Source organism: Streptomyces sp. NPDC002851 (assembly GCF_053591935.1).
The window spans coordinates 1-23,528 of the sequence record NZ_JBSFUT010000027.1 but is presented as its reverse complement, the minus strand read 5'-3'; the positions used below and the strand labels follow the sequence as shown (position 1 = coordinate 23,528).

Sequence of the window (23,528 nt, the reverse complement as noted above, 5' to 3'; positions counted from 1 at the left end):
TGCTCGTCAGAACCGTGCGGCGAAAGCGGACCGGGGATTTTCAATGATCTGACCGGAGCTTCGTGAAGGATTGTGCCTCGCACCGGTATGCCCCTGGCTGCCTCGTCCGTGGGGTCCTGGCTTCGTCGGGTGTTGTCCTGGGCGGGCCCGTACCAGGAAGATCGTCGGTCATGCGTATCGACGAACTCAATGCTCCTGAACGTCAGTTGTGGAACTCCTTCGCCCAGGGCGTTGCCGTCGATGTCCGCGACGATTCGTCAGCGGCGGAACCCGCAGTACGGGCCGAGGTCATTGCGGCGCTGCTGCTGGGTGCCGACACCGATGCCGCCCCGGCCGACCTCCCGGCACTGCGCCTGACCGGTGCCCGCATCACCGGCATGCTGGATCTGCGATTCGCCGAGATTGCCGTGCCGGTCGTCCTGGACGAGTGCCGCTTCGACGAAATGCCCTTGCTCGGGGGCACCAGGATCCGTGAGCTGGTCCTCACCGGATGCGCCCTGCCAGGTCTCGCCGCCGACACGGCCCAGATCGACGGCCGGCTCGTCCTGTCCCGCTGCCACCTGGCCGGACCCCTCGTACTCACCCGCGCTCAGATCCACAGCGACCTGGACCTCCGCGACACCGTGATCACCGCGCCCGGGGCCAAGGCGATATCGGCAGTCCGCCTCATCGCGGGCGGCGACGTGCTGTGCACCAACCTGGCCGTCCAGGGAGCATTCCGCCTCTCCGGCGCCACCATCTCCGGCGAGTTCGACTTGGAGAGCGCCTCCTTGAGCAACCCGGGCGGCCACGCCCTGGACGCCTACCACGTCCAGATCACCGAGGATTTCACCTTCCACCCGGGTTTCAGCGCCGAGGGGCGGATCATCCTCTCCGGTGCCACGGTCGCGGCGGCGATCGGCTTCTGCGGCGCCCGGTTGAGCAACGCCGGCGACGTCGCGCTGGAGGCCATCGACGTCAGCGTCGCCCGCAACTTCGACCTCGGCCAGGGCCTCACCGTCGACGGCGGCATCAAACTCGACGGCAGCCGCATCGGTACGCAGCTCAGCTTCCGCCACGCCACGCTGACGAACCCCGGAGGCATTGCCCTGTCCCTGCGGCTGGCCCAAGCGCGCGAGACCGATCTGCGCGCCCGGCAGCCGATCGACGGCACCGTCGATGCAAGTAACGCCCAGCTGGGCACCCTGTACGACACCCCGGACACCTGGCCCGCCGACCTCCGGCTGGCCGAGACCACCTACGACGCCCTCGCTTTCCCGCTGCCAGCCGCCGAACGGCTCGACTGGCTCCGGCGCAGCACCGCGGGCTACCTCCCGCAGCCGTACGAGCAGCTCGCAACCGCCTACCGACGGCTTGGACACGAGGACGAAGCACGCACGGTGCTCCTCGCCAAGCAACGCCATCGCCGTGCCATGCTCCCCCTGCATACCCGCGTCTGGGGCTACGTCCAGGACGCAACCGTCGGCTACGGCTACCGGCCACTCCGCGCCGGCCTCTGGCTCATGGCTCTACTCGCCTGCGGCGCACTCTTCTTCGGAGCGCATCCCCCCGCGCCCCTCGAAGCGGAGAAGGCACCACCATTCAACGCCGTCTTCTACACGCTCGACCTGCTCGTCCCGATCACCGCCTTCGGACAGGACTCCGCCTTCGCACCACAAGGCACTGGGCAATGGCTCGCCTACGGGCTGACCGCTGCCGGGTGGATCCTGGCCACGACCGTCGCCGCCGGCATCTCACGGGCGATCAGCCGCCAATAGCGAACCAATGAGCCCGGCCCGCCCCTGGGCGCCGTACGTACGCGAGTTCCGCGTCCGCTACCAGACGGCCCCGGACGCGGAAGCCGAAGCGGAAGCCGAAGCGGAACCCATCACGTAATCAGTAGCAGCGAGCGACCCTCAGGCTCAGGCCCCAAGCAGCTTCCGCACCCGCTCCGCCCCCACGGCAAGCAGCAGCGTGGGCAGACGCGGCCCGGTGTCCCGCCCCACCAGGAGCTGGTAGAGCAGCGCGAAGAACGAGCGCTGGGCCTTCTTGATCTCCGGCGGGAGTTCCTTCGGGCCCGCGTCGGCGGAGAAGCCCGCCTGGACCTTCGGGACGCCGTAGACCAGGTGCGTCAGGCCGTCCAGGGACCAGTGCTCGTCGAGCCCGTCGAGCAGCAGCCGGATCGACTCGCGGGCGGCGTCGTCGAGCGAGCCGAGCAGCTCGGTGTCCGGCTCCGCGCGCACGATGGTGCGCTGGTCGGCCGGGACCTGGGTGTTGATCCAGGCCTCGGCGCGGTCGAGCCGCGGCCGGACCGCGTCGAGGTCGGACAGCGGGTCGGCCGGGTCGAGCTCGGAGAGGATCCGCAGTGTCTGGTCCTCGGCACCGGCCGTGATGTCCGCGACCGAGGCGAGCGTGCGGTACGGCAGCGGGCGCGGGGTGCGCGGCAGCTCACCGGCGGCGGTGCGCACGGCCCGGGTGTGGGCCGCGGCGTCCGCCGGAAGCACGGAACCGTCGGCGACCTTGGCCTCCAGCTTGTCCCACTCGTCGTAGAGCCGCTGGATCTCCTGGTCGAAGGCGATCTTGAAGGCCTGGTTGGGCTTGCGCCGGGCGTAGAGCCAGCGCAGCAGCTGCGGCTCCATGATCTGCAGCGCGTCGGCCGGGGTCGGCACGCCGCCCTTCGAGGACGACATCTTGGCCATGCCGGAGATGCCCACGAAGGCGTACATCGGGCCGATCGGCTGCTTGCCGCCGAAGATCCCCACGATCTGGCCGCCGACCTGGAACGACGAGCCCGGGGATGAATGGTCCACGCCGGACGGCTCGAAGATCACGCCCTCGTACGCCCAGCGCATCGGCCAGTCGACCTTCCAGACCAGCTTGCCGCGGTCGTACTCGGTCAGCTTCACCGTCTCGCTGTGCCCGCACTGGCAGACGTACGCCAGCTCGGTGGTCTCGTCGTCGTACGCCGTGACCGTCGTCAGGTCCTTCTCGCAGGCGGCGCAGTACGGCTTGTACGGGAAGTACTCCCTGCCCGAGCCGGAGCCGTCGTCCTCGCTCGCGGCGCCCGAGCCCTCGGCGGCCTCCAGCTCGGCCTCATCGACCGGCTTCTGCGACTGCTTCTTCTGCGGCTTCGGCTTGGTGCGGTACTGCGCGAGCACGGCGTCGATCTCGCCGCGGTGCTTCATCGCGAACAGGATCTGCTCGCGGTACGCGCCCGAGGTGTACTGCTCGGTCTGGCTGATCCCGTCGTACTCGACGCCGAGCTGCGCCAGGGACTCCGCCATGGCGGCCTTGAAGTGCTCGGCCCAGCTCGCGTACGGAGAGCCGCTCGGCGCGGGCACCGAGGTCAGCGGCTTGCCGATGTGCTGCTCCCAGGACTCGTCGACGCCGTCGACGCCCTTGGGGACCTTGCGGTACCGGTCGTAGTCGTCCCAGGACAGGACGTGGCGCACGGTGTATCCACGGCGGCGGATCTCGTCGGCGACCAGGTGCGGGGTCATGACCTCGCGCAGGTTGCCCAGGTGGATCGGGCCGGAGGGAGAGAGCCCGGACGCGACGACGACAGGTTTGCCCGGGGCACGGCGCTCCGACTCGGCAATCACGTCGTCCGCGTAACGGGAGACCCAGTCGGTGGTCTCGGTGCTCTGAGCCACGATCGGCACGTCCTCTTTGATTCCTAGGCTTGGTCACAGGGCTTGCATCAGCCATTGTCCCAGACGGAACCACCCCGTCCGCCGTTCCATCGCCCCCGTCGCGGGGCACCGCTTTATCGGGCGGAAGCCGGGCCCACCCGCATGGGAGAATCGCAGCGTCACTTCCTCCCTACCAAGACAGGAACGGCACCTCATGGCCCCGGTCACCTCGATCGCCTCGAACGTCCACCAGCGCTTGGCTGAAGCCCTTTCGGCAGCCCTGCCGGAGGCCGGTGCCGCCGACCCGCTGCTGCGACGTAGCGACCGGGCCGACTTCCAGGCCAACGGGGTCCTGGCGCTCGCCAAGAAGCTGAAGGGCAACCCGCGGGAGCTGGCGACGCAGGTCGTCGACCAGGTGGTGCGGGGGGACGTATTCCAGGAGATCGAGGTCTCCGGCCCCGGCTTCCTGAACATCACGATCACCGACAAGGCGATCACCGAGACGCTCGCGGCCCGCGCCACCGACGACTCCGGCCGCCTCGGCGTACCCCTGAAGGAGAACCCGGGCGTCACGGTCATCGACTACGCCCAGCCGAACGTGGCGAAGGAGATGCACGTCGGCCACCTGCGCTCGGCGGTCATCGGTGACGCCCTGCGCGGCATGCTCGACTTCACCGGCGAGAAGACGATCGGGCGGCACCACATCGGCGACTGGGGCACCCAGTTCGGCATGCTGATCCAGCACCTGATCGAGAACCCCGGCGAGCTGGCCCCGCCGGACGAGGTCGACGGCGAGCAGGCCATGTCGAACCTGAACCGGGTCTACAAGGCGGCGCGCGCCGTCTTCGACGCCGACGACGCGTTCAAGGAACGGGCCCGCAAGCGGGTCGTCGCCCTCCAGTCCGGCGACAAGGAGACCCTTGAGCTGTGGCAGCAGTTCGTGGACGAGTCGAAGGTCTACTTCTACTCGGTCTTCGGGAAGCTGGACATGGAGGTCCGGGACGACGAAATCGTCGGCGAGTCCGCGTACAACGACATGATGGCGGAGACGGCCCGGCTCCTTGAGGAGTCCGGCGTCGCCGTGCGCTCCGAGGGCGCCCTCGTCGTGTTCTTCGACGACATCAAGGGCCAGGACGGCCAGCCGGTGCCGCTGATCGTGCAGAAGGCGGACGGCGGCTTCGGCTACGCGGCGAGCGACCTCTCCGCGATCCGCAACCGCGTCTTCGACCTGGACGCCACGACCCTGCTCTACGTCGTGGACGTACGCCAGTCCCTGCACTTCAAGATGGTCTTCGAGACGGCCCGCCGGGCGGGCTGGCTCGGCGACGAGGTCACCGCGCACAACATGGGCTACGGCACCGTGCTCGGCGCGGACGGCAAGCCGTTCAAGACCCGTGAAGGCGAGACCGTACGCCTGGAGGACCTGCTCGACGAAGCCGTGGAGCGGGCCACGGCGGTCGTGCGCGAGAAGGCCGAGAAGGTGGGCCTGAGCGAGGCGGAGATCGTCGAGAACGGGCGGTACGTCGGGATCGGCGCCGTGAAGTACGCGGACCTGTCGACCTCGCCGAGCCGGGACTACAAGTTCGACCTGGACCAGATGGTCTCGCTGCACGGCGACACGAGCGTGTACCTGCAGTACGCGTACGCCCGGATCAGGTCGATCCTGCGCAAGGCGGAGGGCGCGGCCCCGGCCGCCCACCCGGAGCTCGAACTCGCCCCCGCGGAGCGGGCGTTGGGCCTGCACCTGGACGCGTTCGGCGAACTCCTGGCGGAGGCCACGGCGGAGTACGCGCCGCACAAGCTGGCCGCGTACCTCTACCAGCTGGCGTCGCTGTACACGACGTTCTACGACAAGTGCCCGGTCCTGAAGGCCGAGACGCCGCAGCAGGTCGAGAACCGTCTCTTCCTCTGCGACCTCACGGCCCGCACCCTGCACCAGGGCATGGCCCTGCTCGGCATCCGCACCCCCGAGCGCCTCTGACCACTCAGGCGAGCGCCCGCCCGAGGCGCCGCAGCCCCTCCCCGATCTCGTCCGGGGTCTGGGTCACGAAGCAGAGCCGCAGCGTGGCCGGGTCCGGGGCGCCGACGTAGAACGGCGCCCCGGGCACGTACGCCACGTTCTCGGCGACGGCCCGCCGGGCCAGGGCGGAGGCATCGCGCCCCTCGGGCAGCCGGACCCACAGGAACATGCCGCCCTCGGGCCGGTTCCACGTGGAACCATCGGGCAGCGCGTCGGGCAGCCCCGCGAGCATGGCGTCCCGGCGCTCCCCGTACGCGGCGGCCACCCGGGCCACATGCGCGTCGAGGTCGTAGTCGGCCAAGTACCGTGCCGCGGCAAGCTGGTTGACGGTCGGGGCGTGCAGATCGGCGGCCTGCTTGGCGACCGCACAGGCACGGCGCAGCGCGGCGGGCGCGCGCAGCCAGCCGAGCCGCATCCCCGGCGCCATGATCTTCGAGAAGCTGCCCAACAGCACGGCCCGGTCGGCGACTTCCTCGTACGAGGCGATCCACGGCACCCGCTCCCCCTCGAACCGCAGCTCCCCATACGGGTCGTCCTCGACGATCCACAACCCACGCCGAGCGGCGATCCCGGCGATGGCCCGACGGCGCTCGACGGGCAGCGTCCGCCCGGTGGGGTTCTGGAAGGTGGGCACGGTGTAGAGAAACTTCGACCGGCCAGCAGCGTGCGCGGCCACAGCGGCGTCGAGCGCCTCGGGATCGATCCCGTCCCCGTCCCCCGCCACGGGCACGACCCGCGCCCCCGCGAAGGCGAAGACCTGAAGTGCCGCGAGATAACAGGGGTCTTCGACGAGCACGGTGTCGCCGGGCTCGATCAGCGCGGTCGCGAGCAGCGAGAGCGCCTGCTGCGAGCCGCTGGTGATGAGCAGGTCGTCGGCCCCGGTGGCGAGCCCGCGCGCGGTGGTGCGCGCGGCGATGGCGGTACGGAGGTCCGGCTCGCCCTCGGTCGTGGAGTACTGCAACGCCCGCTCGGCACTGCCGGGCGCGTCGAGCACGGCCTGATAGGCGGCGGCGACGGCCCGGGTGTCGAACAGCTCGGGCGCGGGCAACCCACCCGCAAAGTTGATCACCTCGGGCCGCGCGGTGACCGCGAGAATGTCCCGCACGGGAGAACCACCGACGGCGGTGGCACGGGCGGCGAGTGGGGGCACGAGGGCGGCGGTGGCGACGGGCGCGTCAACGGTCATGCACGGCAGCGTAAGCATGTACGTGCCGCCTACAAGCACCATTTCGAGATACGGACACGGAGCCCCCGCATCCGCGTGGTTCAGCGCAGCCGCTTCGCGGCCTCCACCGCCCAGTACGTCAGGATGGTGCCGGCACCCGCCCGCTTGATCCCCGTGAGGGTCTCAAGGATCGCCTTGTCCCGGTCGATCCAGCCCTTCTCGGCGGCGGCCTCGACCATCGCGTACTCGCCGGAGATCTGGTACGCGGACACCGGCACGTCGACCGCCTCGGCGACCCTGGCGAGGATGTCGAGGTAGGGACCGGCGGGCTTGACCATCACCATGTCGGCGCCCTCTTCGAGGTCGAGCGCCAACTCCCGCATGGACTCCCGTGCGTTGGCGGGGTCCTGCTGGTAGGTCTTGCGGTCGCCCGTGAGGGAGGAGCCGACGGCCTCGCGGAAGGGACCGTAGAAGGCCGAGGAGTACTTGGCGGTGTACGCGAGGATCGCGACGTCCTCGTGGCCGGTCTGGTCGAGGGCGTCCCGGACGACGCCGACCTGGCCGTCCATCATGCCGCTGGGGCCCACCACATGGGCGCCCGCGTCCGCCTGGACCTGCGCCATCTCGGCGTACCGCTCGAGCGTGGCGTCGTTGTCGACGCGCCCCTGGCTGTCGAGCACGCCGCAGTGCCCGTGATCGGTGTACTCGTCCAGGCACAGGTCGGACATGACGACCAGCTCGTCACCGACCTCGGCCCGCACATCGCGGAGCGCGACCTGCAGAATCCCGTCCGGGTCGGTACCGGCCGTGCCCGCCCCGTCCTTCTTGGCGTCCTCGGGCACGCCGAACAGCATGATCCCGGACACCCCGGCCTCGACCGCCTCGACGGCCGCCTTCCGCAGGGTGTCCCGAGTGTGCTGCACCACGCCCGGCATGGCCTGAATCGGCACCGGCTCACTGACGCCCTCCCGCACAAAGGCGGGCAGGATCAGATCGGCCGGATGCACCCGCGTCTCGGCCACCATCCGCCGCATGGCGGGGGTCGTGCGCAGCCGTCGCGGCCGCGAACCCGGAAAACCTCCGTACTTCGTCATGCCGCCTACGCTACGCCCGCCCACGCCATGCCTTTGCCGACGGAGAGTCGGCCTTGGGCGCTGCCGGACGCGCTACGTCGCCGCCCGGGACGCGTTACGTCGCCGCCCGTCTCCGCCGGGCCCCCGGCCGACGCTCACTCGGCCGCGTCACGGCCTCCCCGGCCTCGAGCGCCGCGGCCCGACGCGCCGCACCGAACTCCGCGAGGGCCTCGGCCAACTTGTGCACCGACGGCTCCGGAGCCATCACGTCGACCCGCAGCCCATGCTCCTCCGCGGTCTTGGCCGTCGCGGGCCCGATACAGGCGATCACGGTCACGTTGTGCGGCTTACCGGCGATACCCACCAGATTCCGCACCGTCGACGAAGAGGTGAAGAGCACGGCGTCGAAGCCACCGCCCTTGATCGCCTCCCGCGTCTCGGCCGGCGGCGGCGAGGCCCGCACGGTCCGGTAGGCCGTGACGTCGTCGACCTCCCAGCCCAGCTCGATCAGCCCGGCGACCAGCGTCTCGGTGGCGATGTCGGCGCGCGGCAGGAAGACCCGGTCGATCGGGTCGAAGACGGGGTCGTACGGCGGCCAGTCCTCGAGCAGCCCGGCGGCGGACTGCTCACCGCTCGGCACCAGATCCGGCTTCACGCCGAACGCGATCAGCGCCTTCGCGGTCTGCTCGCCGACCGCCGCGACCTTGATCCCGGCGAAGGCCCGCGCGTCGAGCCCGTACTCCTCGAACTTCTCGCGTACGGCCTTCACGGCGTTGACCGACGTAAAGGCGATCCACTCGTAGCGGCCGGTGACCAGACCCTTGACCGCCCGCTCCATCTGCTGCGGCGTACGGGGCGGCTCGACCGCGATGGTCGGGACCTCGTGCGGCACGGCGCCGTACGAGAGGAGCTGGTCGGAGAGCGAGGCCGCCTGCTCCTTGGTGCGTGGCACGAGCACCTGCCAGCCGAACAGCGGCTTGGACTCGAACCACGAGAGCTGGTCACGGCGGGCGGGGGCGGAGCGCTCACCGACCACGGCTATGACCGGCCGGTGCCCCTGCGGCGAGGGCAGCACCTTGGCCTGCTTGAGCACCTGCGCGATGGTGCCGAGCGTGGCGTTCCAGGTGCGCTGCCGGGTCGTCGTACCGGCGACGGTGACGCTCATCGGGGTGTCCGGCTTGCGGCCCCCGGAGACCAGCTCACCGGCCGCGGCGGCCACGGTCTCCAGGGTCGCCGAGACCACCACCGTGCCGTCGGAGGCGCCCACCTCGCCCCAGCAGCGCTCCGAGGCCGTCCGCGCGTCGACGAACCGCACATCGGCGCCCTCCGGGTCGCGCAGCGGCACACCCGCGTACGCGGGCACGCCCACGGCGGCCGCGATGCCCGGCACCACCTCGAAGGGGATGCCCTCGGCGGCGCAGGCGAGCATCTCGTCCCCGGCGTCCGTGTCGAGGCCGGGGTCACCGCTCACCGCACGGACGACCCGCTTGCCGCCCCGTGCGGCCGCCATGACAAGATTGGCGACACTTGCGGGCGTTGATGACTCGTCAGCCGCCGGCTGCTCCGGGGTGCCCTCAGGGCCGCCCGGGATCTCGGCGCCGGGCCGCGCGTGTGCGCGCACCACGTCGAGCACTTCGGGCTCGGCGATCACTACGTCCGCGCCGGCCAGCGCCTCGACGGCGCGCAGCGTGAGGAGTCCGGGGTCACCGGGTCCGGCGCCGAGGAAGGTGACGTGCCCGCCGGAGTGGGACGCCGCAGGGACAGAGGTGGTGGGGCTCAATGTGCTCGCTCCCCCATCAGACCGGCCGCACCCTTGGCCAGCATCTCGGCCGCGAGTTCGCGACCAAGGGCTTCGGCCTGGTCCTGGGTGGTGGGTACGGGACCGGTGGTGGACAGCTGCACCAGCGTCGAGCCGTCGGTCGCCCCGACGACGCCGCGCAGGCGCATTTCCTTGACAACCTGTCCGTCGGCCAGCAGGTCGGCCAGCGCCCCTACGGGTGCGCTGCAGCCGGCCTCCAGGGCGGCGAGCAGGGAACGCTCGGCGGTCACGGCGACCCGCGTGTACGGGTCGTCGAGCTCGGCGAGCGTGGCGGCGAGCGTCGCGTTGTCCGCGAGGCACTCCACCGCCAGTGCCCCCTGGCCGGGGGCGGGCAGGACGTGGTCGGGAGCGAGGAACTCGGTCACCTCGTCCGTCCTGCCGATGCGGGCGAGCCCGGCCGCGGCAAGCACCACGGCGTCCAGCTCCCCGCTGCGTACAAATCCGATGCGGGTGTCGATGTTCCCCCGGATCGGCACGGTCTCGATACGGAGCCCCTGGGCCCGCGCGCAGGCGTTCAGCTGCGCCATGCGCCGGGGCGAGCCGGTACCGATGCGCACGGCCCCCTCGGTGGCGGCGGTGAGCTCGGCGAGGCTCAGCCCGTCCCGGGCGATCAGCACGTCACGCGGGTCCTCGCGCCGCGGAATGGCCGCGAGCACCAGTTCGTCCGGCTGTGTCGTCGGCAGGTCCTTGAGCGAGTGCACGGCGAAGTCCACGTCACCGCGGAGCAGCGCGTCGCGCAGCGCGGTCACGAACACGCCGGTCCCGCCGATCTGCGCCAGTTGCTCCTTGGACGTGTCCCCGTACGTCGTGATCTCGACGAGCTCGACGTCCCGCCCCGTCAACTGGCGTACGGCCTCGGCCACATGCCCGGACTGGGCCATGGCGAGCTTGCTGCGCCGGGTGCCGAGGCGCAGCGCCTTCTGGGCCTTGTCGGTCATGACCGCCCTCGCTTCGGTTCATCGGTGGTGCTCGAATCCGCCTGGGAGACAGCGGCCACCGTCTGCGGGTCGAGGTCGAAGAGGGTACGCAGGGCATCTGCGTACCCGGCGCCGCCGGGCTCGCCGGCCAGCTGCTTGACGCGCACGGTCGGGGCGTGCAGCAGCTTGTCGACGACGCGGCGCACGGTCTGCGCCATCTCAGCCCGCTGGCGTTCGTCCAGGTCGGGGAGGCGCCCGTGCAGCCGCGCGATCTCGTTCTCGACGACATCGGCGGCCATGGTGCGCAGCGCCACCACGGTCGGCGTGATGTGCGCGGCCCGCTGGGCGGCCCCGAACGCGGCCACCTCGTCGGCGACCAGGCTCCGCACCTGATCGACATCGGCGGCCATCGGAGCGTCGGCGGACGCCTCGGCCAACGACTCAATATCAACAAGCCGCACGCCGTCAATCCGGTGCACCGCGCCGTCGATGTCGCGGGGCATGGCGAGATCGAGCAGCGCGAGCTTCACGTCGCCGCCGTCCCGCTGCTGCGGGACGGAACGGACGGGGGTGCCGGGGGTGGCGGCGCCACCGCTCCGCTGCGGGGACCGCTGGCCCAGCTGCTGCGCCTGCGGTACCGGGCAACTGGCCGCCGACTCCGACCCCGTCGCGGAGTCATCGAGCAGCACACCGTTTCCGGCCCAAGTCCCGTGCAGGGCAAGGTCATCCGAATTCGCGGAGCCCCGATCGGCGATCCGCCCGTCCCGCGCAGCGGCCGCGGCGAGCCGAGCCACCAGGCTCCCGTCGGGAGCCCGCAGGCTGGGAGCCTCGGGGCTGCCGGGGTCGGCCCCGGCAGCGACCGCCATGGCCACAACCTCCCCGGACAGCACGAGCCCCGTGGCCCCCGTGCAGGACACCACGACATCGACTCGTGTCAGTTCTTCCGCAAGGGAATCCAACGAGCCGACCCGCGCCGCTACCCCCGTACCGCCCTCGGAGAGGATCTCCACGAGCCGCTCCGCCCGCTCCGGCGTACGGTTCGCGACCGCGATCTCCGCGACCCCGACGCGCGCGAGCGTCGCCGCCGCGAGCGACGACATCGACCCGGCGCCGATCACAAGGGCCCGCTTCCCGGCGGCCCACTCCTCCACGGCCGCACCGGCGGCGAGCTGCTCGAGGCCGAAGGTGACGAGCGACTGCCCGGCCCGGTCGATCCCGGTCTCGGAGTGCGCCCGCTTGCCGACCCGCAGCGCCTGCTGGAAGAGGTCGTTGAGCAGCCGTCCGGCGGTGTGCAGTTCCTGGGCGCGGGCGAGCGAGTCCTTGATCTGCCCGAGGATCTGGCCCTCGCCGACGACCATGGAGTCGAGCCCGCAGGCCACCGAGAACAGGTGGTGGACGGCCCGGTCCTCGTAGTGCACGTACAGATACGGCGTGAGCTCCTCGAGCCCGACCCCGCTGTGCTGCGCGAGCAGGGTGGACAGCTCGGCGATGCCCGCGTGGAACTTGTCCACGTCGGCGTAGAGCTCGATGCGGTTGCAGGTGGCGAGCACGGCCGCCTCGGTGGCGGGCTCGGCCGCCACCGTGTCCTGGAGCAGCTTGATCTGCGCGTCGGCGGTGAGGGCGGCCCGTTCGAGGACGCTCACCGGGGCGCTGCGGTGGCTGAGGCCGACGACGAGGACGCTCATGCCGGCATCACGGCGGGGACATCCCCGTCGGGTCCCTTGCGATCGGTCTGCTCCGCGGTGCCCGCGGCGCTGTCGGGGCGCGCGGCGGCGGGCGCGGGCGGTACGACGGCGCCGGGGATTCCGTCCGTGACGGCACCGGCGGCCGCGGCCTCGGAGACCGCGTCCTGGGCGGTCTCCTCGCCGGCCTTGCGCTGCTCGTGGAAGGCGAGGATCTGGAGCTCGATGGAGAGGTCCACCTTGCGTACGTCGACGCCTTCGGGCACCGAGAGCACGGTGGGCGCGAAGTTGAGGATGGAGGTCACACCGGCGGCCACGAGCCGCTCGCAGACCTGCTGGGCGGCGCCCGCCGGGGTGGAGATCACGCCGATCGAGACGCCATTGTCCGTGATGATCCGCTCCAGGTCGTCGGTGTGCTGCACCGCCATCCCGGCGACCGACTGCCCGGTCATCGCCGGGTCGGCGTCGATCAGCGCGGCGACCCGGAAGCCGCGGGACGCGAAGCCGCCGTAATTGGCAAGCGCGGCGCCGAGGTTACCGATACCGACGATCACTACCGGCCAGTCCTGGGTGAGCCCGAGTTCGCGCGAGATCTGGTACACGAGATACTCGACGTCGTAGCCCACGCCCCGCGTCCCGTAGGACCCGAGGTACGAGAAGTCCTTGCGGAGCTTCGCGGAGTTGACCCCCGCGGCCGCCGCGAGCTCCTCGGAGGAGACAGTGGGTACCGAGCGCTCCGACAGTGCCGTCAGGGCGCGGAGGTACAGCGGAAGCCGGGCGACGGTGGCCTCGGGAATCCCTCGGCTGCGGGTCGCCGGTCGGTGAGTTCGGCCAGTTGCCACGGTGCTCCTGCGGGTAGAGCGGGGCTGCGAGCGGCCAGACGTCCCCAGACCGCCCCGTCGAATGCAGGCTATGTCTTTGTGAACGCGTGCACAAAGATTGTGTCCGATTTGCCCGGCCAAAGTGACCGGGGTCACGCAGCACTTGTGCGCGATCGGGGAACCGCCACGCAGGTGACGCCGTCGCGCGCCCGAAGGGGGCAAAACCGTACACACTCCTCACGATCCTCACGCCCCCGAGACGAACCACCCCCGATCGTAATCGACTTTCTGGACCAGTTGGTCAGTTTGGATCGGATCGGATCGGGTTCGGCCGGGCTACGCGGTGAGCGCCTTGCGCAGCCGGTCCTCGTTCACGCGCCAGAAGTCGTGCTGCGCACCGTCCACGAGGACCACGGGGATCTGCTCCCAGTACTTGCGGTACAGCTCCTCGTCCTGCGTGATGTCCTTCTTCTCCCAGGCCGCTCCCGTCTCCTCGCAGACCTTCTCGATCACTTCCTGTGCGTCATCGCACAGATGGCATCCGGGTTTGCCGATCAAAGTGACCAGACGGTCCTCGGGCCTCTTCTTCTGTGGACGCCGGTCCGTACGCCGGAACATGGGACTCATGCCGCCATTCTCCCGCTGCCGCGGCACTGCCGGGGACCCGCAAGCGGAACCTCGTGGTGGGACGCGGTTCACACATCCCGAATCCGCCCGACATCTCCTCGACCCCTAAGGAGCCGAACAGAGTGGCTATGCTCACGACATGGCCGCTCTCGGATGGCTCACCCCTCGTAGGCGCTCCGCCACCGCGCGCAGCGTCCTGGCCGGCGAGGCCGCCGCGGAGGCGGCACGCAAGTCGTCACAAGAGCTCGAAGAGCTCGCCGAAACCACCGCGGAAGCGACTACAGAAGAAGAGGCGATCGAGCCCGAGTTCCCGGTCGTCGGGGACGACAAGGCGGCCGCCTTCTTCGACCTCGACAACACCGTGATGCAGGGCGCCGCGCTCTTCCACTTCGGCCGCGGCCTGTACAAGCGGAAGTTCTTCCAGCGCCGCGAACTCACCCGGTTCGCCTGGCAACAGACGTGGTTCCGGCTCGCCGGGGTCGAGGACCCGGAGCACATGCAGGACGCCCGCGAGAGCGCCCTGTCCATCGTCAAGGGCCACCGCGTCGCCGAACTCATGAGCATCGGCGAGGAGATCTACGACGAGTACATGGCCGAGCGCATCTGGCCGGGCACCCGGGCCCTCGCCCAAGCCCACCTGGACGCGGGCCAGAAGGTCTGGCTGGTGACCGCCGCGCCGGTCGAGACCGCCACGATCATCGCCCGCCGACTCGGCCTGACCGGCGCCCTGGGCACCGTCGCCGAGTCCGTCGACGGCGTCTACACCGGTCGGCTCGTCGGCGAACCGCTGCACGGCCCGGCCAAGGCGGAGGCGGTCCGCGCGCTCGCCGCGGCCGAGGGGCTCGACCTCAACCGCTGTGCCGCGTACAGCGATTCGCACAACGACATCCCGATGCTGTCCCTGGTCGGACACCCGTACGCGATCAACCCGGACAGCAAGCTGCGCAAGTACGCCCGCGAACGCGACTGGCGGCTGCGCGACTACCGCACCGGCCGCAAGGCGGCCAAGGTCGGCCTCCCGGCCGCCGCGGGCGTCGGCGCCGTCGCGGGCGGAACCGCGGCCGCCATCGCCCTGCACCGCCGACGCCGCTGATCAGCGGCCCACGCCGAAGACTTCGAACGCCACCACCGATGCCCGGGCCACACGCCCGGGCATTCTTTTGCGCATACCCACGGGACCCGTCCGTCAGTCCCCGTAAGGCAACTCGGGCACAACACGCCCGGCGCGTAAACAGATCACGGTCCAATCTGATCAATAAACGCTCACGCTCCGGCACTTGTTCGGCCGGAGATCCGTAACAGAAGCGACGGAATCGATGATTTGAGCAACTGGGTGTAGCGCCGCCTGTACGAAGCGTTATTCTCCTCAGACGCATACCGGACCCGCACGTCGCTACGACGAGTGAACGGTCCCGCACTGCACGAGATGGAAGCTCTGCCTCTGGGAGTCCCGTGTACCCACACGTCGGGGTTGACGCCTCGGGCTTGGCTACGCTCCGCGCGACGGTCGCCGACCGCCTGCGCGGCCTTGTCCCCACCGCGTACGCCGCACCCGCCCTAGCCGTCCCCGCAACCGCCGGCCCCTGCTACGCCCTGGCCGACGGCAGCGCCGCAGTCGGCAGACGCGCCCGCTCCGGCGCCGGTCCGGCCACGGCGGCCCGCCGCCCAGCGGCGGACAGCGACAGCGCCCGCATGATGGACCTGGTGGAACGCGCCCAGGCCGGCGAGGCCGACGCGTTCGGCCGCCTCTACGACCAGTACAGCGACACCGTCTACCGCTATATCTATTACCGGGTCGGCGCCAAGGCCACGGCTGAGGACCTGACCAGCGAGACGTTCCTGCGTGCCCTGCGCCGGATCGGCACCTTCACCTGGCAGGGCCGCGACTTCGGCGCCTGGCTCGTCACCATCGCCCGTAACCTCGTCGCCGACCACTTCAAGTCGAGCCGCTTCCGCCTCGAAGTGACCACCGGCGAAATGCTCGACGCCAACGAGGTCGAGCGCAGCCCGGAGGACTCCGTCCTCGAATCGCTCTCCAACGCCGCCCTGCTCGACGCCGTCCGGCGCCTCAACCCCCAGCAGCAGGAGTGCGTCACGCTGCGCTTCCTCCAGGGGCTCTCGGTCGCCGAGACGGCCCGCGTGATGGGCAAGAACGAAGGCGCCATCAAGACCCTCCAGTACCGCGCGGTCCGCACCCTGGCCCGGCTGCTCCCGGACGACGCCCGCTAGCGCGCCGCCCGGGCGGCCGCCGCCGCTCGGCGACGTACCGTGACACCCCTTTCACCTGCGGTGACAGGCGACGTGCGGGGGCGGTCGGATCATCCTTCGTCCGTAACCCAAGTGCCGAGACCGTCGTTGTGCGGGATGCAGGCTCCCTGTGGTCGCTGCCTACCCGTCACCGTTCACCCGATCGTGTGGCCGGGCCTACGGCGTGCAACCCTCGGGATCCCCCGGGGAGTCGGACGTCATGATGAGAGGAGGTGCCGCCAGTGATCGCGAACGTTTCGGCACACCGGCGGGCGAACGCCTTCGCCCAGGCCCTGGAGGAGCAGTCCGACCAGGCCGCGGCGGCCGAGCAGCCGGAGCACTCGGCGGAGGGCGTACCCGCTGCCGAACGGGCAGCGCAGAGCCGGATGTTGGCCCTCGCCGATGGCCTGCGCGAGCTACCCGAACCGGAGTTGGACCCCGAGGTCAAGGTGGTCCAGCGGGCCCAGCTCGTGGCCGCCATGGAGGCCATGCTGCAGGAAGGCGACGGCACGGTCCCTTCCGTGCCCGAGCAGCGCTCCCGCAAGGGCGCCCACCGGGCCGGACCACTAAGGAAGTTGCGCCCCCGCTCCCGCCTGTCGAAGGGCATCGCGGCCGGCGGACTCACCGTCGGCGTGGCGGCCGGTGCGTTCAGCGGAGTCGCCGCCGCCAGTTCCAACGCCCTGCCCGGTGACTCCCTCTACGGCCTCAAGCGCGGCATGGAGGACTTCAAGCTCGGGCTGGCCGAGGACGACTCGGCGCGCGGCGAGATCTATCTCAACCAGGCCTCGACCCGGCTCAACGAGGCCCGCCGCCTGATGGAGCGCGGCCGCTTCGTCGAACTCGACCACGAGTCGCTCAACGAGGTCCGGCGCACCCTCAGCGGCATGTGGCACGACGTCTCCGAGGGCCACCGCCTGCTGCGCCAGGCCTACCAGCGGGACGGCTCGATCGGCCCGATCCAGACCCTGTCGAGCTTCTCCACCACACACCGGGAGAGCTGGAGCGCACTCCGCGACCGGCTGCCGCTCCAACTCACGGACGTCGGCGAGGAGGTCAGCTCGGTCTTCGACGCCATAGACGAAGAGGTCGGCCCGCTCAAATCGCTCCTGCCGCGCACCCCGGAATCGGGCCAGCAGAGCCAGCCGTCCGGCGACAGCGGCACCTCGGACTCCCGTCGGGACAGCAGCTCCCCCGACGCCGACCGCTCCTCCGGCCCGTCCGACGGCCAGAGCCGCGAGACCGAGCCGTCCCCCTCGGCCACCGAGGAGGAGGGCCTGATCGGCGGCGACACGGGCGGCCTGCTCAACCCGCCGAAGGAGAACGACGAGCCGACCCCGTCCGAAGGCAAGGCCACCAAGGAACCGGCCATCACACTCCCGCCCGTCCTGCCGGGCCTGCTCCCGGAGCTGGGCATCGAGGACGAGGGCAGTACGAAGTAGCGCTGCCCACAAGGCCGCTCATACGTTGATGGGGCGCCCCCGCGGTCGGGGGGCGCCCCATCAACGTACCGCCGTCACAAGAGCCGTCAGAAGAACACCGACCGCCGCTGCACGAGCAGCTTGTACAACGTGTGCTGTATCTGCTCCCGCACCTGGTCGGTCAGGTTGAACATCAGCATCGGGTCCTCCGCCGCCTCCGGCGGATAGCCGTCCGTCGGGATCGGCTCCCCGAACTGGATCGTCCACTTCGTCGGCAGCGGCACCGCGCCGAGCGGTCCCAGCCACGGGAACGTAGGAGTGATCGGGAAGTACGGGAAGCCGAGCACCCGCGCCACCGTCTTGGCGTTGCCGATCATCGGGTAGATCTCCTCGGCACCCACGATCGAGCACGGCACGATCGGCGTACCGGCCCGCAGCGCGGTCGACACAAAACCGCCCCGGCCGAAGCGCTGCAGCTTGTACCGCTCGCTGAACGGCTTGCCGATGCCCTTGAAACCCTCCGGCATCACGCCGACCAGCTCGCCACCCTCGAGCAGCCGCTGGGCGTCCTCGGCACAGGCCAGGGTGTGCCCGGCCTTGCGGGCCAGCTCGTTCACCACCGGCAGCATGAACACCAAGTCGGCGGCGAGCAGCCGCAGGTGACGGCGCCCGGGGTGGTTGTCGTGCACGGCGACCTGAAGCATCAGGCCGTCGAGCGGCAGCGTCCCGGAGTGATTGGCGACGATCAGGGCGCCGCCGTCCGCGGGGATGTTCTCGATGCCCTTCACCTCGACCCGGAAGTACTTCTCGTACATCGGGCGCATCAGGGTCATGAGGACCTGCTCGGTGAGCTCCTCGTCGTAGCCGAACTCATCGACCGCGTACTCACCGGTGAGCCGCCGCCGCAGAAACGCCAGGCCACCCGCGATCTTCCGGTCGAGCCCGCCGCGGCCGCCCGCCGACGCGGCGCTCCCGGCCGCCGCCCCTGCTGCCGGGGCCGAGCCGGGCAGCTCGGGGCCGGGCCCGGCGGCCGCGGCGGGCTCCGGCTCCGGCAGCGCCGTGACCTCGCGCACCGCGCCGGGGTCGCCCTTGCGGCGCGGCGCGGAACGGCGCCGGGGCGGGCGCTGCGCACTCCCGCGCGACCGGTCCGCGGCCCCCTCGTCGAATGGAATGACCTTGGCGTCCGCCATCGTTGCTGCGCTCCTCAGTTGGCGCTCGGTGCGCTCGGTGCGTTCTGCTCGCGCTGTCCCTGCGTCTGCCGCTGCGTCCAGGGCGCGCCCGGGGCGCCGGTGCCGGCCGCGAAGGGCAGCTCGGCGATCCGGTCGACGGCCCGGCCGAGCACCTCGGGCGGCAGCAGTCCGGGGCTGCGGCCGCGCGCGAAGTCCGCGAAGGTCTCCGCGGTGGAGTACGTCGGCCGGAAGCCCAAGGTCTCGCGCATCTGGGTGGTGGCCACCACCCGGCCGTGGGTGAGCAGCCGCACCTGCTCCGGCGAGAAGTCCGTCAGGCCGACGGTGCGCAGCGCAGCGCCCGCCCAGGTGACCGCCGGAAGCAGCACCGGCACGGTCGGACGGCCCAGGCGCCGGGAGCACTGCGAGAGCAGCAGCACCCCGTCCCCGGCGATATTGAAGGTGCCGCTGTTCAGCGTCCCGCGCGCGGGCTCGTGCGCGGCGATCCGGAGCACCTCGACGACATCGTCCTCGTGCACGAACTGGAGCCGCGGGTCATAGCCGAACACGGTCGGCAGTACGGGCAGCGAAAAGTACTCGGCGAGCGGCGAGTCCGCGGTCGGCCCGAGGATGTTCGCGAACCGCAGCACGCAGACCGCCACATCGGGCCGTCGCCGCGCGAACCCGCGCACATACCCCTCGACCTCCACGGCGTCCTTGGCGAAGCCCCCGCTCGGCAGCGACTTCGGCGGCGTCGTCTCGGTGAACACGGCGGGGTCACGGGGCGCGGAGCCGTACACATTGGTACTGGACTTCACCACGAGCCGCTTGACCGTCTGCGCCTTCTGGCAGGCACCGAGCAGCTGCATGGTGCCGATGACATTGGTCTCCTTGACGGAGGCCCGACTGCCGCCGCCCAGCGGGCTGCCGGTGACGTCCAGGTGCACCACGGTGTCCACGGCGTCCTTGGCGAGCACCCGGCCGATCGTCGGTCTGCGGATGTCGACCCGCAGAAACTCGGCGTCGCCGAGGTCGTGCTCCGGCGGGACCGCGTCGACGGCGAGCACCCGCTCCACTTCCGGGTCCCGCTGGATGCGGCGTACTACCCGGGCCCCGAGCTGCCGGGCCACCCCGGTCACGAGCACGATCTTTCCCAAGATCAGCGCCTTCCTTCCGCCTGTGCCGCGTCTGCGGCCCGCTGCGCCCTGGGCGCCACGTTAGCGGGTGGATGTTGCGCTGTGATGACCCGCGTTGAAAGCAACGCCGTATCAGACGAACCATCGTGGCGAACGCACTACGCACGCTTGCGCGCGAACGACCGGAGCCCCCTACCAGATCGGCAGGGGGCTCCGGACGTATGCGTTGCGTTGTACAGCGCCTGTACGTGCGTTCAGCGTCGCTTACTTCTTGTTACGACGCTGCACGCGCGTGCGCTTCAGCAGCTTGCGGTGCTTCTTCTTAGCCATCCGCTTACGCCGCTTCTTGATAACAGAGCCCACGGCTACCCTCGCTCACTTCTCAATCACTCGGTGCGGGGCAGAATGGGCCCACACGACCTACGTCGGCCTAGCCTACCCGCCCTCGCGCTGAGGTCGTAATCGAGGTGACCGAATCAGATGGACTCCGCCCCCACATAGGAGTCTCGCAGGTATTCGTGGACGGAGTTCTCCGGGACGCGGAACGACCTTCCCACCCGGATCGCAGGCAGATGACCGCTGTGCACCAGGCGGTACACGGTCATCTTCGACACTCGCATCGCCGAGGCTACTTCCGCCACGGTCAAGAACTGCACCTCACTCAGAGGCCTCTGATCAGCCATGACACCCCACCTGAACCTTCCGCGCGCGACGGCCACCGGCTTCCCCTTCCGGTAACTCCTCGTCGCTGCGCGCTCACTCCCCAGAGTAGGGGCCTGTGGTGCGAGTGGGGAAGAGGTGCTGCGATCGGCCCTCTAACGTGACAGACATGCGCGATTGAGTACATAGCGAGTAAGTGGCTGGTAGTAATCAGACCGCACAGCATCATCAAGCGGAACGGCCACGGACACTCGCCCCTCGGCCTCCCCGACGAACAGCGCCGGATCGTCCGTATCGGCCAGGCCGATCGCCTCGATACCGAGCTGACCTGCACCGCAGACCCAGCCGTGATCGCCGATCACCAGCTCGGGCAGGGGCCCGGCGGCCTCGGCCGCGGCGGCGAGCGCGGTCCGGACCGGCAGCGGCGAGTGGGTGTGTGCGCCGGTCGCACCACCGGCTCCCCGCGCGCCGGGTTCCCGCACCAGCGCGACTCCTCGTACGTAGTCGAGGTTGTACGTGCGTAGGCCGAACCGGGTCGTTATGTCGACACTGCCACCCTTCGCAGGGGTGAGTACGGTGCACCCGGCCGCCGACAGAGCGTCTGCCAACTCGGCGTAGAACCCGAGCAGTCGGTGCGGATGCCCGGTCCCGAGCAGCACCGGCGCCCGCCGCTCCGCCGCGGCCCGTACCCGCTCCGCGAAGGCGTCGAGACCGGCGAGGGTCCGCTCCGGATCGATCACATCGGGCCCGTCGGTGTGCCGCGGATCCGGCGAGACCCCGCACTTATCGGCCATGAGGGCGATCAAGTCCCGGTCGTCCCAGGCCCATTCGGGATCGAGCCCGAGCAACAGCCGTGGATCCCGGGCGGCGAAGAGCCGGTAACTCCGCAGGCTCTCCTCCCGGGAGGTGGCGACGGGTCCCGCAAGCCGGGCCGCCAGCAAATGCGCGCGCAAGGCGCCGGTACTCAACACCCTGCGATGCTCCCGCACGCCCGCCCCAGGAATGCCCAAAACCCCGGCAATTCCCCACAGTTGGGCTAGCAGGATGTACGTCCACAGCCGCGGGGAGGCCTCATCGTTGCCCCACCCGCAAGCCCCTCCGGCGCATGCTGGGGAACAAATCCCCTACGCCAGCAACCCCCGCAGCGGAAACACCGCCCGCCGCGTGGCAAGAATCGCCTGGTCAAGCCGATCCGCAGGGTCGTACCCGGCATCCCACGGCTTCCACGAGGCGTCCCGCCCATCCGTCATCCGCCCAGGCCCCAACTGCCGCGTACGCGCGAATACTTCCTGCCGCCACTCCTCCGGCACGACAGAAGTCGGCTCGATCCCCCGCCCCGCGGCAATCGCCACAAGATGCGTCCACGACCGCGGCACCACATCGACCACCGCGTACCCGCCCCCACCGAGCGCGACCCACCGCCCCCCGGCATGCGCATGCGCCAGCTCATGGCAGGCGACCTGCACGGCCCGCTGCGCATCGAGCGAAACAGCAAGATGCGCCAACGGATCCTCGAAGTGCGTGTCCGCCCCGTGCTGCGTCACCACAACCTCCGGTCGGAACTCCTCGAGCAGCTCCGGCACCACCGCGTGAAAGGCCCGCAGCCACCCCTCGTCCCCGGTCCCGGCAGGCAGCGCCACATTGACCGCGCTGCCCTCCGCCTCCGGCCCGCCGGTCTCCTCGGGCCACCCGGTCTGCGGGAACAGTGTCCGCGGATGCTCGTGCAGCGAGATCGTCAGCACTCTCGGGTCGTCCCAGAACGCCGCCTGCACACCGTCCCCGTGGTGCACATCCACATCGACGTACGCGACCCGAGAGGCCCCCAGCTCAAGCAGTCGCGCAATGGCGAGGGCCGCGTCGTTGTAGATGCAGAACCCGGCCGCTCCCCCGGGCATCGCATGGTGCAGCCCACCCGCGAAGTTCACCGCGTGCGCCACATCGCCACGCCACACCGCCTCGGCCGCCCCCACGGACTGACCGGCGATCAGCGCGGACACCTCGTGCATCCCGGCGAAGGCCGGATCGTCCATCGTCCCCAGGCCGTACGCCCCCTGCGCCGCCCCCGGATCCGCCGACGCGGCCCGGACCGCCGCCACGTAGTCCTCGCGGTGCACGAGCCGCAGCGTCGACTCACCGGCCGGTTTGGCGGCGACCACCTCGAGGCCCTCACCCCGGTCGAGCCCGAACGCGGAAATGAGCCGTCTGGTCAGCGCGAGTCGCACCGGGTCCATCGGATGCTCGGGCCCGAAGTCATAGCCCGTTACTGCTTCGTCCCACATCAGCTGTGCGCGCCCGCTCATGCCTGTCACCGTATCGGGCGGCTACGGCGTCAGGCGTCCGGCCCGGATCACTCGAGCAACTGCATGAGCCGCTCCATGTCACCGAAGTAGGCGGCGGCCCCTTCGAGCCGGTCCGCGGGCGTCATGCCCGTGTACCCGAAGACGGTCATCCCCGCGGCCAGGGCGGCCCGCACTCCGAGCGGACTGTCCTCGACGACCACGCACTCTTCCGGCGGTACGCCCATACGTTCGGCCGCGTGCAGATAGAGGTCGGGCGCCGGCTTGCCCTGGCCCACGTCCTCCGAGCTGAAGATCCACTCGTCTTCGAACCACTCGTCGAGCCCGGTCCTGAGGTGTCCGGCCCTGATCCGCTCGTGGCTGCCCGAGGAGGCGACGCAGTACGGCACTCCTTGCGCGGTGAGCTGGGCGAGCACATCGGTCACCCCGGGTACGGGCTTCAGCTCCCGCTCGAAGGCCGCGACGGTACGACGCAGCAGCGTCGCGTCGAAGTCCTCGGGCAGCCGCTGTCCGGTGCGTGATTCGACGAGGTCGTGGACGCGATGGACGGCGGAGCCCATGTAGTCGCGCACGGATTCCTCGTACGTGGTGGGGTGCCCCAACTCGGTGAGGTAGTCGGCCAGGATCCGGTTCGCGATCGGCTCGCTGTCCACGAGGACGCCGTCGTTGTCGAAGATGACGAGGTCGTAGCGCATGGTCCGACCCTAAGTGACCGAGCCGGATCCGGCGCGAAATGCAGAAGGCCCCCGTACCGTGCCGGTACAGGGGCCTTCTTCAAAATTAGTTCGGCGGCGTCCTACTCTCCCACAGGGTCCCCCCTGCAGTACCATCGGCGCTGTAAGGCTTAGCTTCCGGGTTCGGAATGTAAC

20 protein-coding genes and 1 rRNA gene are annotated in these 23,528 nt (G+C 70.5%); 5 read left to right on the top strand and 16 right to left on the bottom strand.

Annotation, left to right across the window (positions count from 1 at the left end; translation table 11 throughout):
- The first annotated feature begins 170 nt into the window (after positions 1-170).
- Positions 171-1,757 carry an oxidoreductase gene (locus tag ACWD10_RS25705; RefSeq protein ID WP_451094883.1) on the top strand — a complete coding sequence of 529 codons (1,587 nt, stop codon included), beginning with the start codon at positions 171-173 and terminating at the stop codon, positions 1,755-1,757.
- 144 nt (positions 1,758-1,901) lie between these two features.
- On the opposite strand, the gene lysS is transcribed toward ACWD10_RS25705, so the two are convergent.
- Complete coding sequence (lysS, locus tag ACWD10_RS25700; RefSeq protein ID WP_451094881.1) at positions 1,902-3,641, bottom strand: lysine--tRNA ligase; 1,740 nt, start codon at positions 3,639-3,641, stop codon at positions 1,902-1,904.
- A 184-nt stretch (positions 3,642-3,825) separates the two neighbouring features.
- Here lysS and argS point away from each other — a divergent pair, with 184 nt between their 5' ends.
- Positions 3,826-5,592: an arginine--tRNA ligase gene (gene argS, locus ACWD10_RS25695; RefSeq protein WP_451094879.1), complete on the top strand. Its 1,767-nt coding sequence runs from the start codon at positions 3,826-3,828 to the stop codon at positions 5,590-5,592.
- Positions 5,593-5,596: 4 nt separating this feature from the next.
- Here the strand turns inward: argS and ACWD10_RS25690 are convergent, their stop codons facing one another.
- The 7 genes from ACWD10_RS25690 to ACWD10_RS25660 form a co-directional block, all read right to left on the bottom strand.
- On the bottom strand, positions 5,597-6,817 hold the full coding sequence (locus ACWD10_RS25690) for an aminotransferase-like domain-containing protein (protein WP_451094877.1): 1,221 nt from the start codon (positions 6,815-6,817) through the stop codon (positions 5,597-5,599).
- A gap of 80 nt (positions 6,818-6,897) precedes the next feature.
- Positions 6,898-7,890: a porphobilinogen synthase gene (gene hemB, locus ACWD10_RS25685; RefSeq protein ID WP_451094875.1), complete on the bottom strand. Its 993-nt coding sequence runs from the start codon at positions 7,888-7,890 to the stop codon at positions 6,898-6,900.
- A gap of 94 nt (positions 7,891-7,984) precedes the next feature.
- Positions 7,985-9,649, bottom strand: a complete 1,665-nt coding sequence (locus ACWD10_RS25680) for a uroporphyrinogen-III synthase (protein WP_451094873.1) — start codon at positions 9,647-9,649, stop codon at positions 7,985-7,987.
- A complete protein-coding gene (hemC, locus tag ACWD10_RS25675) occupies positions 9,646-10,626 on the bottom strand; it encodes a hydroxymethylbilane synthase (protein WP_451094871.1) in 981 nt (326 codons plus the stop codon). The genes ACWD10_RS25680 and hemC overlap by 4 nt, the downstream gene beginning before the upstream one ends.
- Positions 10,623-12,290 (bottom strand): glutamyl-tRNA reductase, encoded by a 1,668-nt coding sequence (locus tag ACWD10_RS25670; RefSeq protein WP_451094869.1) that lies wholly within the window; start codon positions 12,288-12,290, stop codon positions 10,623-10,625. The genes hemC and ACWD10_RS25670 overlap by 4 nt, the downstream gene beginning before the upstream one ends.
- Complete coding sequence (locus ACWD10_RS25665) at positions 12,287-13,129, bottom strand: redox-sensing transcriptional repressor Rex (protein ID WP_451094867.1); 843 nt, start codon at positions 13,127-13,129, stop codon at positions 12,287-12,289. Before ACWD10_RS25665 ends, ACWD10_RS25670 begins: the two co-directional genes overlap by 4 nt.
- 315 nt (positions 13,130-13,444) lie before the next feature.
- Positions 13,445-13,735, bottom strand: a complete 291-nt coding sequence (locus ACWD10_RS25660) for a glutaredoxin family protein (protein ID WP_451094865.1) — start codon at positions 13,733-13,735, stop codon at positions 13,445-13,447.
- 139 nt (positions 13,736-13,874) lie between these two features.
- On the opposite strand from ACWD10_RS25660, the gene ACWD10_RS25655 reads away from it, so the two are divergent.
- The 3 genes from ACWD10_RS25655 to ACWD10_RS25645 all read left to right on the top strand — a co-directional run bounded on the left by ACWD10_RS25655 (position 13,875) and on the right by ACWD10_RS25645 (position 17,421).
- Positions 13,875-14,828 (top strand): HAD family hydrolase, encoded by a 954-nt coding sequence (locus ACWD10_RS25655; RefSeq protein WP_451094863.1) that lies wholly within the window; start codon positions 13,875-13,877, stop codon positions 14,826-14,828.
- Between the two features lie 359 nt (positions 14,829-15,187).
- Complete coding sequence (locus tag ACWD10_RS25650; RefSeq protein WP_451094861.1) at positions 15,188-15,964, top strand: ECF subfamily RNA polymerase sigma factor, BldN family; 777 nt, start codon at positions 15,188-15,190, stop codon at positions 15,962-15,964.
- A gap of 260 nt (positions 15,965-16,224) precedes the next feature.
- Positions 16,225-17,421, top strand: coding sequence for a DUF5667 domain-containing protein (locus ACWD10_RS25645; RefSeq protein WP_451094859.1), 1,197 nt, complete (start codon positions 16,225-16,227; stop codon positions 17,419-17,421).
- Between the two features lie 86 nt (positions 17,422-17,507).
- Here ACWD10_RS25645 and ACWD10_RS25640 read toward each other — a convergent pair whose 3' ends face one another.
- The 8 genes from ACWD10_RS25640 to rrf all read right to left on the bottom strand — a co-directional run.
- Positions 17,508-18,590: a lysophospholipid acyltransferase family protein gene (locus ACWD10_RS25640; protein ID WP_451094857.1), complete on the bottom strand. Its 1,083-nt coding sequence runs from the start codon at positions 18,588-18,590 to the stop codon at positions 17,508-17,510.
- A 14-nt stretch (positions 18,591-18,604) separates the two neighbouring features.
- Positions 18,605-19,723 carry an NAD-dependent epimerase/dehydratase family protein gene (locus tag ACWD10_RS25635; RefSeq protein ID WP_451094855.1) on the bottom strand — a complete coding sequence of 373 codons (1,119 nt, stop codon included), beginning with the start codon at positions 19,721-19,723 and terminating at the stop codon, positions 18,605-18,607.
- 243 nt (positions 19,724-19,966) lie between these two features.
- A complete protein-coding gene (locus tag ACWD10_RS25630; RefSeq protein ID WP_003948845.1) occupies positions 19,967-20,065 on the bottom strand; it encodes a 30S ribosomal protein bS22 in 99 nt (32 codons plus the stop codon).
- Between the two features lie 113 nt (positions 20,066-20,178).
- Positions 20,179-20,385 carry a helix-turn-helix domain-containing protein gene (locus tag ACWD10_RS25625; RefSeq protein WP_451094853.1) on the bottom strand — a complete coding sequence of 69 codons (207 nt, stop codon included), beginning with the start codon at positions 20,383-20,385 and terminating at the stop codon, positions 20,179-20,181.
- A gap of 132 nt (positions 20,386-20,517) precedes the next feature.
- The gene (locus ACWD10_RS25620) at positions 20,518-21,333 is read right to left on the bottom strand and encodes a phosphatase (RefSeq protein WP_451094851.1); all 816 of its coding nucleotides are present in this window, start codon (positions 21,331-21,333) and stop codon (positions 20,518-20,520) included.
- 153 nt (positions 21,334-21,486) lie between these two features.
- On the bottom strand, positions 21,487-22,662 hold the full coding sequence (locus tag ACWD10_RS25615; RefSeq protein ID WP_451094849.1) for an acetoin utilization protein AcuC: 1,176 nt from the start codon (positions 22,660-22,662) through the stop codon (positions 21,487-21,489).
- A gap of 47 nt (positions 22,663-22,709) precedes the next feature.
- Complete coding sequence (locus ACWD10_RS25610; protein WP_451094847.1) at positions 22,710-23,354, bottom strand: HAD family hydrolase; 645 nt, start codon at positions 23,352-23,354, stop codon at positions 22,710-22,712.
- Positions 23,355-23,442: 88 nt separating this feature from the next.
- Positions 23,443-23,528 (bottom strand): 5S ribosomal RNA (rrf, locus tag ACWD10_RS25605); the annotation flags it as partial.